The organism is Bacillus sp. Marseille-Q3570 (assembly GCF_946151055.1).
GTDB lineage: Bacteria > Bacillota > Bacilli > Bacillales > Fictibacillaceae > Pseudalkalibacillus.
This window is the reverse complement of record NZ_CAMGYZ010000007.1, coordinates 131,579-144,650: the sequence shown is the minus strand read 5'-3', so window position 1 is coordinate 144,650 and position 13,072 is coordinate 131,579. Positions and strand designations below refer to the sequence as shown.

General features: G+C 42.9%; 12 protein-coding genes. 1 reads left to right on the top strand and 11 read right to left on the bottom strand.

Annotated features, from left to right (window positions below; translation table 11 throughout):
* Positions 1-78: 78 nt before the first annotated feature.
* From map to N8M93_RS12800, 3 genes are all read right to left on the bottom strand, one after another.
* Entirely contained in the window at positions 79-831 is a 753-nt protein-coding gene (map, locus tag N8M93_RS12810) for a type I methionyl aminopeptidase (protein ID WP_261132420.1), read from the bottom strand.
* A 153-nt stretch (positions 832-984) separates the two neighbouring features.
* A complete protein-coding gene (locus N8M93_RS12805) occupies positions 985-1,611 on the bottom strand; it encodes a TVP38/TMEM64 family protein (RefSeq protein WP_261132418.1) in 627 nt (208 codons plus the stop codon).
* A 377-nt stretch (positions 1,612-1,988) separates the two neighbouring features.
* Positions 1,989-2,444, bottom strand: coding sequence for a pyridoxamine 5'-phosphate oxidase family protein (locus N8M93_RS12800; RefSeq protein WP_261132416.1), 456 nt, complete (start codon positions 2,442-2,444; stop codon positions 1,989-1,991).
* 366 nt (positions 2,445-2,810) lie between these two features.
* Between N8M93_RS12800 and N8M93_RS12795 the strand changes: the two genes are divergently transcribed.
* Entirely contained in the window at positions 2,811-3,062 is a 252-nt protein-coding gene (locus N8M93_RS12795) for a hypothetical protein (protein WP_261132414.1), read from the top strand.
* Positions 3,063-3,111: 49 nt separating this feature from the next.
* Here N8M93_RS12795 and hpaD read toward each other — a convergent pair whose 3' ends face one another.
* The 8 genes from hpaD to N8M93_RS12755 form a co-directional block, all read right to left on the bottom strand.
* Positions 3,112-4,095, bottom strand: a complete 984-nt coding sequence (hpaD, locus tag N8M93_RS12790) for a 3,4-dihydroxyphenylacetate 2,3-dioxygenase (protein ID WP_261132412.1) — start codon at positions 4,093-4,095, stop codon at positions 3,112-3,114.
* A 12-nt stretch (positions 4,096-4,107) separates the two neighbouring features.
* Positions 4,108-5,583 carry a 4-hydroxyphenylacetate 3-monooxygenase, oxygenase component gene (gene hpaB / locus N8M93_RS12785; RefSeq protein ID WP_261132410.1) on the bottom strand — a complete coding sequence of 492 codons (1,476 nt, stop codon included), beginning with the start codon at positions 5,581-5,583 and terminating at the stop codon, positions 4,108-4,110.
* Between the two features lie 101 nt (positions 5,584-5,684).
* Entirely contained in the window at positions 5,685-7,202 is a 1,518-nt protein-coding gene (gene hpaE / locus N8M93_RS12780; RefSeq protein WP_261132408.1) for a 5-carboxymethyl-2-hydroxymuconate semialdehyde dehydrogenase, read from the bottom strand.
* Positions 7,183-7,977 carry a fumarylacetoacetate hydrolase family protein gene (locus N8M93_RS12775; RefSeq protein WP_261132406.1) on the bottom strand — a complete coding sequence of 265 codons (795 nt, stop codon included), beginning with the start codon at positions 7,975-7,977 and terminating at the stop codon, positions 7,183-7,185. Before N8M93_RS12775 ends, hpaE begins: the two co-directional genes overlap by 20 nt.
* The gene (gene hpaI / locus N8M93_RS12770) at positions 7,977-8,906 is read right to left on the bottom strand and encodes a 2,4-dihydroxyhept-2-ene-1,7-dioic acid aldolase (RefSeq protein ID WP_261132404.1); all 930 of its coding nucleotides are present in this window, start codon (positions 8,904-8,906) and stop codon (positions 7,977-7,979) included. The genes N8M93_RS12775 and hpaI overlap by 1 nt, the downstream gene beginning before the upstream one ends.
* 119 nt (positions 8,907-9,025) lie before the next feature.
* Positions 9,026-9,661, bottom strand: coding sequence for a GntR family transcriptional regulator (locus N8M93_RS12765; protein WP_261132402.1), 636 nt, complete (start codon positions 9,659-9,661; stop codon positions 9,026-9,028).
* Positions 9,662-10,482: 821 nt separating this feature from the next.
* Positions 10,483-11,124, bottom strand: coding sequence for a response regulator transcription factor (locus N8M93_RS12760; RefSeq protein ID WP_261132400.1), 642 nt, complete (start codon positions 11,122-11,124; stop codon positions 10,483-10,485).
* 18 nt (positions 11,125-11,142) lie between these two features.
* Complete coding sequence (locus tag N8M93_RS12755) at positions 11,143-12,954, bottom strand: GAF domain-containing sensor histidine kinase (protein WP_261132398.1); 1,812 nt, start codon at positions 12,952-12,954, stop codon at positions 11,143-11,145.
* Positions 12,955-13,072 lie beyond the last annotated feature (118 nt).

Below are 13,072 nucleotides of genomic sequence, written 5' to 3'. Positions count from 1 at the left end.
ATGTTCAATCTTTCTAGAATTAACATTGTAATAAACAGCCTAATAAAAAAACTGCTGTATACAAGCAGCAGTTTCAGCTCATCGATATTGATTTGTTAAGATAATCGGCCCTTTTCTGGTGATGGCAACTGTATGTTCATATTGGGCAGATAACTCTTCATCAACAGTTCGGGCGGTCCACCCATCCCTTTCCACATACACGAAATGACTTCCGCAATTCAACATCGGTTCAATTGTTAAAACCATACCCTCTTTCAATACAGGACCCTGTTCGATTGGACCATAATGAGGAACAATCGGTGGTTCATGCATTTCTCTACCAATCCCATGACCGATGAAATCGCGAACGATAGAGTATCCTTTTTCCACTGCGTAAGTTTCAATCGCATTGGCGATATGTCCGATCCGGTTTCCCACCTTCGCTTGCTCAATGCCTTTGTATAACGCCTCTTCAGTAGTTTTCAATAGGTCCTCAGCTTTTTTATCGATTTTACCTACTGGATACGACCAGGCTGAATCTGCTAACCATCCGTCCAAGTTCACGACAAAATCGATTGAGACGATGTCGCCTTCTTTCAATTTATCAGTTGAGGGAATACCATGACAGACGACATCATTGACAGAGGCGCATATTGCATGCTGATACCCTTGATATCCTTTCTGCTCAGGAGTCGCACCGTGTTTACTTAAAAATTGTTCGACAAAGAGATCAATTTCATTCGTTGTAATTCCAGGCTTGATGAGATTCCTGATTGCACGATGACAATCACTGAGTAACCGCCCTGCCTCATGCATCATTTCAATTTCTTCTTTCGTTTTTAAAACGATCATCCCTTTCCCCTCTCTCTATTACAACTTTTTGATGAGGCTTTGCTATATCATAGTCTTAAATTCTTGATGAATTGAAATTTGCGAAAACTTAACGTAAAAAATGAGATAATTCAAATTGAATTACCTCATTTTATTAATCGAATATGCTTCTTGTTACTGGGAGACCTTTTTTAAAGGGCGGTGCAATTTCCTTTCCAGCAATTTCCCTACCAGCCACAACACGAAGATCACCACGCTGATGATGATCATTTTCATCGGTTCTTTGATGATCGAGAAGAAATCATGTCCGATATAAGATATGAAGAACACCATCACAAGCTTTCCGAGGCTGACAGCAAGGACGTAAGTCAAGGTGTTCAGCTTTGACAATCCGCAAATGACATTGATCAGAGCCGATGGTGTAAACGGGAAACAGTAGATCACAAACAACAAGCCAAATCCTTTCCTTTCAACCCAACCCAGTAACGACTGTGTTTTATCGTTCCGTGTGATGAACTTGAAGAATCTTGCTTGTGAATATTTTCTTACCAGCATATAGACAAGGATCGACCCGAAGACAGTTCCTATCCATGAGAATAACACTCCCCAGAAGAATCCATATGCCGCTGCATTCCCAGCAACGAACAAGACGAGTGGCAGGATTGGCAAAAATGCTTCAAGCATAGGTAATAGGATTCCCGGAAATGGACCCAGGTTCTGATACTCATCCAACCATCGCAAAATATCTTCCTGCGTCAATTCTGTTAAAAAATATTTTAGTTGCTCCCAGTAAGTACCCATGAATGTACTCCTTCATTCTTCTATGTATCATCTACTATTATCATACGACAAAAACCAGGTTTTTTAACCTATCAAATATATACGTTTTGATTTTTTACTTTCTATTTTTCTTTTTCCATTATTAGAGGACACCAGTGACTTTAATAGACCCTAAACCTTTATCTTAAGAAAATTAGTGGACACCAGTGACCTTATATGCCTGAAACGAGAGAAAACCGGGCTCGATAAATAGCGGAACAGTTGTCCTCTATTTTTTGAAAACAACCCTATTTGTCACAAATAGCGGAACAGATGTCCTCTAATTTGAACATATCCTAACCTTTATGGTTTCTTGTGTTTAAAAAAGGACTGACATTTGCTCGTCAGCCCTGGAATTTCTACTTCATCAACGCCGCGTAGACGGCATCATCCAATTCTTTAGCTTTTTCAGGATTATACGTCTTCTCATAGGCAGGTTCTTGGGTGATCTTAGCTCCCCAGAACATGCTTTCAAAAACGGCATCCACAGTGATTTCGATTTTAGAAAGTTTAAGGTTGACGCCTTCCATCGTATCTTCAAGAATTTCAGCTTTACCCTGGATCGAATATACCGTCTCCAAACCGATGATATTCAGGACAACCCCTGGATTCGCCTTGATATTATCAACAATACGTGAATTGTTCGTCACCGAAAAACGAATCCGCTTTTCATCGACACTTTTCACCCAGGAGATCGCGTTTACATTAGGAGCCCCGGTTTCTGCATCAACTGTTGCGATGTTCACTAGTTTTTCACCCTGGAAAAATTCAACGAGTTCAGGTGAAAGTTCTGTAGGTATTTCTTGTTTTGCCAAGTCAAAAACTCCTTTCAATGTTAACCTGTTGCTAATCCAATCATATCATTTGTCATGAAAGGTGCAAGGGTTTGGTCTGTTGCAAATCTGCCGTTCAAACATAAAAACTTACTTCAAGTTTCCCTTTTTAATACAGGTGCAAACTCGTTTTTTAAAAGGCTGTTTTCGCAAACACTGTTGCTTTTGCACTTAAAGAAAGTTTTCGGTATAAGGGCAAATAAGGCTCGACCTACAAAAGGCTTGGTCTCGCCAAGTTTTTTTTAAAAGTCGTTGATTTCCGCTCCTGGATGCTCGGTTCCGCAGGGCGTGCGGTGAGCCCCCTTGTTGCCTTGCGACCTCAGGAGTCTCCTTTTCAAGGAAACATTTGTGCTTCTGCGTCTACAAGAAAGCCCTTGTCGAAGCGAGCTTCCTCGTCGCATGCCTTGCGAAGAGATTATTCAGGTAGTAGGCACGCTGACCACGCAGGACAAGGAAAGCTTCGGCAGCATTACATCGCACGAAGAACATGCGATTTTCATTTTCGAGGAGTCTCGCACCTTGCTCTCCAATCAACTTGCACAAGGTGATTTTTTTAAAATGACTCAAAAGCAACAATCTTTTAGAAAAGAACCTTTTTAAAAGAACAAGAGGCTGAGATTCTGGATCGTCAGCCTCCATCTTTTTTTCATCATGTTACGAAATCAGGCTTACGTTGTTGTAGAACTGGTTCTGCTTGGGCAACTTCTTTACCGGTATGTACGTCAAGTACACCGGTCGCTTCATTAAACCAGCTATCGGGTGCAGCATGACCCCAGAATGTCGCTCTCCGCGGGTCGTTCAAATCCCAACGAATCGGTTTGAAATCCGGGTCGCTTGTCAAATAATCCCCTGTATACATTTCAATCCTGTTACCATCTGGATCTCTCAAGTATAAGAAGAAGGCATTGGATAGGCCATGTCGGCCAGGTCCACGTTCAATCGCATGCGCGTAACCCATTGAAGCCAAGACATCACAGCAATGGATGACGCTCATCGGGTCACTTAGTGTGAATCCGATATGGTGAAGTCTCGGACCTTTCCCGTTCATGAATGCGTGGTCGTGGACGGTAGGTTTGCGATGCAGCCATGCAGCCCATACCCGATCATCCTCCGTGGCCGTATACTCTGAGCATCTGAACCCTAATTCATTGATGTAGAAGTTCTTTGCGGCCTCAACATTCTGGACCATGCAATTGACATGATCGATGCGTTGGACACGGGCACCACGATAGAGATCGAAACGTTGAAGCAAACGTTCGACGCCTTCCATTTCCGTAAAGAATTCAAGCGGCAAGCCAGAAGGATCCTGAACCCTCAACGTTCTTCCAACTGCTCTTTGCGTACCTTGTTCTAACCACTTCGGCTTCATGCCTTTGGATACAAAAAGCTTGAATAATGTATCCAGATCACGATCTTCCATCACTTTATAGGAAATTGCCTGCACGCCTGGCCCATCCGCTTTTTTTAAGACGAGACTATGGTGTACATGTTCTTCCAATCCCCGCAAGTAAAGATGCTCATCATCACGTTCCGTTTCTACGAATCCAAGAGCATCAACGTAAAAGGCTTTTGCCTTATCAAGGTCTGTCACATTCATGACGACTCTTGCAATACGAATGATGTTGAAGTCCATTTCTCCGCCCCCTTATACGTTCACGTTCTGATTCGTAGTCGGCTTGACTCGATCAAGGAATGATTTGACCATTTCTTTATACGGCTCTTTGTTATAGACATCGTAATAAACGTTCGACATCCTGACAGGGTCTCCGAAGAAATAATATTCATATAAAGCTTGACGGCCTCCAAATGAGCTTAGGGAAATATCCCAAGCGAGACGGAACAATTGGACTTTTTCATACCCATCGATCTGTCCGCCCTGTGTATAGCGATGGACGAGTTCTCCGATATCTTCATTGCTGAAGTCATCCTGTGTAGGTGTCCCCATCAAACCAGATGCACCAAGGATACGTACGATCTCGACCATCCTCTGATACACCTTCGGATACCAGTTCCGAGCCGCATTCAACGGTGCAAAATCCGGTGTCATATTGCCATACTTGTCGAGGGAAGCATTCTGTTCGGCACGGAACATATGAGAGCGCATCGTTTCGAGAATGATCATCACTTCAGATGCTTTTTCCTTAACATGCTGGAACCGCTCGATTCCGATTGCATCGATCATGCTCAGTATCACGCCAAGGACGAATTCGGTCTTCGCTGTATTTTTTGCAATGACTTGATGTGTCATATGGACCATTGCATTGGTTTCGACATACGTCCGATTACAGATTGCAGAGTTTCCAGCCACGAATACACGCTCCCAAGGAACGAATACATTATCGAAAATGACGATCGCATCACTTTCTTCGAATCTCGCACTCAAAGGATGATCCCACTGGTTACGTCCAACGTCGAACGATTCACGGCAAACGTATTTCAAGCCTTTTGTGTAGTTAGGAATCGCAAAAGCCATTGCATACGGATCATCATCAGTGGAAGCTTTATTCAATGTCGATGGGAAGACGACGATTTCATCGGTGATCCCACCTTGTGTGGCTAGAAGACGAGCACCATTGACGACAATTCCATCTTTGTTCTTTTCAACGATATGCGCTGAAATACCAGGATCCTTCTGCTCATGCTGCATCTTCGAGCGGTTGACCTGTGGATGGATCAATGTGTGTGTCAATGTAACGTCGTTCTCTCGGCAATAATCATAATACTTACGGACATTCTCACCGAACATCGGATCTTGTTCCGCAAAAAATTTTCCAGCAGTACCGAATGCCATTACACTTGTATTCAAGTAGTCTGGTGTCCGGCCCATCATTCCGCCGGTATAACGAGCCCACTCAGTGAACATTCCGCTCCGTTTCATCAGGTCTTCTTTCGTTTTCGGCGCTATGAAGGACAATCCTACCTTTTCACCTGATGTTGGAGAGGTATAGAGCATCTCATCCGGCTTTTCATGTTGAAGGTCCAATAGGTCAGCCATTGATTTGATGACATTTTTCAATGCTGGATGTTCAGTGACATCCTTTACTCGTTCACCATGAATCCATACATTATTGTCAGCGGCCTTCAAGCCTTCTATATATTGTTTACCATTACGTGCACCCAATCCGATCCCTCCTGAATAATTGATCATTTCAATTGTTCATACATTCACCGACAAATCAGTCTGGCTGCGTATCAGTTGTGTCATTCGCCGGAGGTTTTCGTTCATTGTTGCTGTGACGATGAGGATGTCAATGATTTCTTTCCGAACTGCGGGATATGATGCTCCCCCATCGAAACATGGATCACTTTCATTTCTGTGTAAAATTCGAATGCGTAATGTCCGCCTTCACGCCCGATACCCGAATGTTTCGAACCTCCGAATGGGATACGAAGGTCCCGGACGTTCTGTGAGTTCACCCACAGCATGCCTGCCTCTACTGCTTGAGCGACCCGATGACCTTTTTTCATGTCGTTCGTCCACACGTATCCAGCAAGACCATAACGGATATCATTCGCCTGCTGAATGACTTCTTCTTCTGTTTTAAATGTGATGACAGACAAGACTGGACCAAAGATTTCTTCTTGGGCGACACGCATGTCATTTTTCACATTCAAAAGCAATGTCGGTGCTACAAAATTGCCATCTTCAAGTCCTGGTGGAATCTTTCCATGATAAAGCTCCGCTCCTTCTTGAGCTGCAATCGCAAGGTAATTTTTCACTCTGTTGTAGTGTTCTTTATGGACAAGCGGACCAACTTCTGTCTCCATATCCATCGGATCACCGACGATGATATTCGATACTCTTTCCTTCAACCGTTCGATGAAGGAATCTGCTACTGATTCCTGTAGGAACAGACGCGAGTTAGCAGTACAACGTTCTCCATTGAAGGAGAAGATCCCCCACACACATGCATCGAGGGCCCTTTCGATATCCGCATCTTCAAAAACGATGATCGGGGATTTGCCGCCAAGCTCCATGGAGAAGCGTTTCAAACTTGCTGCCCCATTACGCATGATTTCAGATCCAGTCGTCGTTTCACCTGTAAAAGAAATGAGTTGTACATCTGGATGTGCCACAAGCGAAGCGCCAGCGGTTTCTCCGAATCCGTGAACGACGTTGAACACTCCGCTCGGCAAGCCTGCTTCGTCAATGATTTCTGCCAGCTTATTTGCTGTAAGAGGAGACCATTCCGCTGGTTTCAATACAACCGTGTTCCCAGTTGCTAGGGCTGGCGCCACCTTCCACGTTTCCAACATGAACGGTGCATTCCACGGCGTGATCAATCCAGCCACACCGACAGGCTTTTGAACGGTATAATTCAAGAATTCATCATCCACCTGATATGCATCGCCGACCATCCGGTTCTTCACCATTTCCGCATAAAACCTGAAGTTAGCCGCTGCACGGGAGGTCATTTTTTTCGTTTGCTTGATCGGAAGCCCTGTATCAAGAGATTCAAGGTGAGCGATTTCTTCGATATGCTCATCGATGAGATCCGCAATTTTATAGATGTATTCCAGACGTTCATTGACTTTCATCGATCCCCATGGGCCATTTCGGAAAGCCTCCTTCGCTGCATCGACAGCGAACTCGATATCTTCTTTATCACCTTCAGCAACATGGTTCAACGCTTTCCCTGTCAACGGGCTGAGGTTTTCAAATGTTTGGGCGCTTCTTGCATCCTGGAATGTACCGTTGATATAAAGCTTGATCGGGTCTTTAACTGTTGGCTTTTGCATTCCCGGTACCTCCTGCCGTAACCTGATCTGTTCTGCCATCTAAAATATCGTTTTCCAAAGCCCCCAGGTAATCGATTTCGAGACGTACATGATCCCCTGGATAAACGTGAGAAATCCCTTTCGGCGTTCCAGTCCAGATGACGTCGTTCTCCTCAAGTGTCATGAAGGAGCTGATGAATTCGATCAGTTCTTCGATTCCATAAATCAAGTCCTTCGTATTCCCTTGCTGGCGAAGTTCTCCATTTACGTAAGAACGCAACTCGACATTGTTCACATCCGGGATGTCTTCCTTATCGACGAAATATGGCCCCATCGGCCCGAACGTGTCATGTCCTTTTGCCCTTACCGGCGGGCGGTACATGTTGTTGACGAAATCCCGTACAGTCACATCATTGGCGATCGTATATCCTTTGACATAATCCATTGCATCTTCTTTCTTGATATTGCGTCCTTCTTTACCGATGACCACTGCCAATTCATTTTCATAGTGCATATATGTCGCACCATCCGGATAGTAGACAGGAGACTTATGCCCGACGATCGAAGAGTTCGGCTTGATGAACAACACTGGTTCCTTCGGCTTTTCGAGCCCTAATTCATCAGCATGATCCGCATAGTTCAATGCTAGTCCGACCATCTTATTCGGCTTGAATGGTGCTAACCATACATCGATTTCACTTTCCTCATATACTTTTCCAGAGGAGGATTGGATTTTTCCATCGACGACTGTTCCAGATTGTTCTCTGCCTTCAACGATAAAACGTGCATGTCTCATTACGCATGACTCCCAACATTTTTAGATAATAAACCATAGTGATCCAATACTGAGCGAATTTCCTTTTGTAATTCCTCGCTAGGCAGATCCATAGGCAAGCGCAGGTTCGGGTGGATGCGATTCATCATTCCGAGTGCCGCTTTGAGAGGAGCTGGGTTTGTATCCTTGAACAGGACATCATTCAACGGCATCAAGTCATAGTGAAGTTCCTGTGCTTTTGCGACATCTCCGTTCGCCCAGTAGTTATACACATCCGCTACCCTTCCTGGCATGATGTTCGCAGTTGCACTGATATATCCCGCGCCGCCGATTGCGAGCATCGGGTAACAGAGCAGTTCGATTCCAGAATAGAGCAAGAAGTCCCTGCCGCAATTGAGCAGCACACGATTGACATGCTCAAAATCTTTATTTGATTCTTTGATTCCGATGATGTTCTCGCAATCCTCGTTCAGTCTTGCGATTGTTTTCACGTCCATATTGACTGCTGTACGTCCTGGTATGTTATAAATGATGATTGGAATATCTACGGTGTCTGCGATCGTTTTGAAATGTTTGTAAAGCGCATGTTGTGAGGGCTTGTTGTAGTATGGAACGATGACCATTGCTGCGTCCGCTCCAATTTCTTTCGCTTTCTTTGTGAGGTATAGCGTTTCTTGGTGATTGGTAGAACCTGTCCCTGGCACGAATGGAACCCTGCCATTCACTGTTTTCATTGCTGTCTCCATGACTTCTACTCTTTCCTCGAGTGTCAGAGAGCTAGGTTCCCCCGTGGTACCAGTCACTGAAATCCCATGTGATCCGCTTTCAATATGCCAGTTGATCAAATCTTTCAACGTATCATGATCAACAGCATCATCTTCCTTGAACGGGGTGATGATCGGGGCGATCGATCCTCTTAACTGTTGTTTCAACTCATCTAACTTTGACATCACTACATCTCCTTTTTGAATGTGTTCAGTCCTGAATAGTCAGGCGGGTCTTGCAAATCGTGAACAGTGTAAAACGAAGAATGAGTACAGCTCCTTCCTTTTCATTTTCAAAGTTCTGATCAATGCCTTTGATGATAAAACGATTTGACAGTATTCAGTTTGTGTTCCCGAACGAAGGCTTCGATCTTTCCAGGGTCTGCCCTTTGTTCGAGTAAGCGTATGATCTCTTCGTGCTCCAAGACTGATTCTCTAGCACGGACCGGCATGAATGCAGAGCCTGCTCTCCGGATTGAATCGAGGCGTTTCCATGTTGATTTGATATTTTCGACGAGGTATTTGTTTTCACAATACTCGTATGTAAGTCCATGGAACGCTCGGTTATACTTACCGAAAGATACGAAATCAAGTTCCTCCAGCGCTTGTTTCATAGATTGATTGGTTTTCTCAAGATCAGAAATTCGATCAATCGGAAAGTGTTGACCGCTGATTGCAGTAGCATAACCTTCGATAACCGCGAGAACCGATAACGTCTCCAAATATTCGTTTTCATTGATAGGTGTAACGATGGCACCGCTGTAAGGTTTGAATTGGATCAATCCATCCGACTCAAGCTGCCGGAGTGCTTCCCTTATTGGAATAGCACTGGTTTCTATTTCCCTAGCAATCTGGTCGATCACAATCCGATATCCAGGTCCATATGTCCCATCAAGAATACGAGCACGCAAAAGCTTATACGCAAATTGTTGCTTATTCATGGATTTAGAGTTAAGCGCTTTCATAAATTCATAATATATAAAATCATATATGATTTCAACATAAAAATCAGAATTATTCCAATAGTCACAAATTAAATGAGGTGGTCTTTTGAGGTCGTGATGTTTAAGGTTCTTGCTGGAAGAGTGAAGTAATTTTTGAAGAAGCGTTTTTGGTGGTATAAATGGATTCTGTTTCTTTTTTTATCGTTTTCGAAAAACGAGTGATAATCGTTCTACTTTGTTACCTCGTATCCCTTTCATTGACATGGAACCGATTCCTGAGGACATCAATTCGTGTTTTTGTATTTTTCATGTATTCAGCACACCTTCCTGAATACATCAACTCGTGGTTTTTCGTTTTTCATGTATTCAGCACACCTTCCTGAATACATCAACTCGTGGTTTTTCGTTTTTCATGTATTCAGCACACCTTCCTGAATACATCAATTCATGGTTTTTCTTTTTTCATGTATTCAGCACACCTTCCTGAATACATCCATTCATCCTTTTTCTTTTTTCATATATTCAGCACACCTTCCTGAATACATCAATTCGTGTTTTTTTATTTTTCATGTATTCAGTACACCTTCCTGAATACATCAGCTCGTGGTTTTTCGTTTTTCATGTATTCAGCACACCTTCCTGAATACATCCATTCATCCTTTTTCTTTTTTCATATATTCAGCACACCTTCCTATCCTCTTCCCCCTTTGCTCGTCAAATGTCCTTGAAAAGCAGCGCACCTAAACCGGAACCACAGCAAAAAAACCTGAACAGAGAATTAACTATCTCTATTCAGGTCTGTCTTTCGATTATTCGTTTTAAGGTAATGGGACGATTTGATTTTGAACGGCATAGATGATCGCCTGGGATCGGCTTTTCACTTCAAGCTTCTTCAAGATATTGCTCACATGGATTTTAACCGTCTTATCACTGATATACAGGCGTTCTGCAATATCTTTATTACTCAATCCTTCCACAAGGCAGATCAACACATCTTTCTCTCGATCAGTTAAATCTTTTCCATTTGGGCTAGTCTGATTTTTCTTTTGATGATAATCCACTAGCTTTTTAGCCATACTCGGGTGTAAGATCGAATTCCCTTCAGCTACCGAATGGATCGCTTCAATGACCTCTTCAGAAGGCGCATCTTTCAGGATATATCCATCTGCACCTGCTTTTAAAGCAGACATGAAGTACTCATCATGCTTGTACATCGTCAAAATCAAAACTTTACATTTCGGAAATGTTCTTTTTACTATACTAGTAAGCTCAATTCCATTTTTGTCTGGTAAATTGATATCCATCAGAATCACATCAGGTTCAGTCGTTTCGATCGTTTCTAGAAACTCTTCACCTGAGGTCAATTCTCCAACAACAGCAATATCCTCTTCAATAGCAATGATATTCTTCAATCCATCTCTCAAAATCGCATGATCATCGATTAACAAAACTTTGATCATAGTTGAGTCTCCTCCACATCAATTTGATACTGGTACAACCATAAGGATTTCAGTTCCTTTCCCTGGTGTACTATTTATTTTCAGCGAGGCATCAATTTGATCCGCTAAATCGTTCATGTTCATGATGCCATAATGAGCTTGAGCCTTCGCTTTTAACAAGGCTTCATACAAAAGAAACCCTTTTCCGTCATCTGTGATCCGGATAATCACATGTTCCCTGCAATACCTGATCATTACATCCACCGATGAAGCATCTGAATGTTTCCCTGCATTTTGTAAAGCTTCTGCTACAACCTCGTAGACGTTCTTTTCTATATGGGGGGAAACTTCTTTCGTATCACCACGAGTCCGTATCGATACACTCAGGTCGAAATCGTCCATTACTTCTTCCGCTTTTGCGCGAACCGCTTCAACCATCCCAAACTTTTCGCTAGGCGTCGGCCGTAACGCATAAATGGATTCCCGTACTTCATGAAGGCTCCCTCTCAGTTTAAGGATGCTTTCATTGACAAGCTGCATTTTCTCTTTTTCCCCTGCTTTCAATCGTTTCGATGATTCCAGCTTCATGACTGCACCTGCAAGGGACTGTGCGATTCCGTCATGAATTTCCCTGGCGATACGGTTTCGTTCTTCCAAAACGATTCGCTGTTCTCTTTCCGCAAACAAGTTCCTCGTCTTTATTATAACAGCAAGTTGATTTGCTAAAGTAGACAAAAATTGAATATCCGTCGTTTGGTATAGTTTATTATTTTCTTTCCCGACTAATAAAACGCCCACGGTTTCATTTTCTACCCTTAGAGGGGTGATGACCACAGAACGAATGGATGATGCCAAATAACCACTCAATCCTTCCGGAACATCTTTTCGAGATGAAAAGTAAACCGCTTCATCCAATCGTTTGAACCACTCTTGCTCGAATGACTTCTCGATTCCCTCACTGATACTGCCTTTCTTCACGGAACCTTTCCATTCGTCATGCTCTTTTACAATAAACAAGGTTGCATCCGTTTGAATGAATTCATCGATCCACTTTTCTACAGAATAAACCCAATTTTCGGAAGGAAGTGTCCTGTTCAGTTCTTTCGTAAGGGATACCAGTGCCTTGAAACGATTCTTCTCCCGATTCAATCGGTAAATGAACGCACTGATGATTGACGCTGCTACCAGAGGAGAAAAGAAGAACAGGAATGAAAAGAAGTCCACTACTCCGCCCCTGTTTTGCTCTGCTAAAACAAGCATCATTACAAGATAAATGATTGAAATGATGACGATCACGGTTTCCCTGATCATCTTGTTCTTCCAATCTTTAAAAAGGTAGGTTTGTGGTCGTAATAGTAAAATCATATCAATTAACAAATTGTTGATGATATAAAAACCAAGAGTGAATATCAATAATTGATAGTAATAATAACCAGGGTTCTCTGCACCTATCCCTGTCAAAAAAAGTGTTGCATCTGTTAAAAAATGAGCGAGCACCAGCGTCAATGCGAGTTGAGCTGGATTGAACCAAACAAGCTCAATACGCCTTCTCTTGAGCAAGTTGACTGTAAAACTGACGACAACTAGCGTTACGAGACCCATCCAGGTTCCATGAATGAGAACGATCGTATAAATCAGTGGAAAACTAAGTGACGTGCTGCTCTTCCAGACCGGTATCGGGTATAGCTCGGTAATGAATAAAAACCCGACCAGCAGTGTGAAAGACCAGATGTCATTTATGTTATGTAAGTGGAAGAGACTAAAGATGACTAACAGCCAACCTATTATGGTAATGATCGTAATGGCGTTCTTCGAATTCCGTTCACGATTTTCATACACTGCTTTATCCATTTTCAAGAACTCCTGACGATTATAAGAAATGATCTATCCCCATTATCCTAATAATCCTTTTGAAATCCAATACCCTAAGCCGAAAAGAAACCCGACCAGCAGCAATATTAGTGCAAGA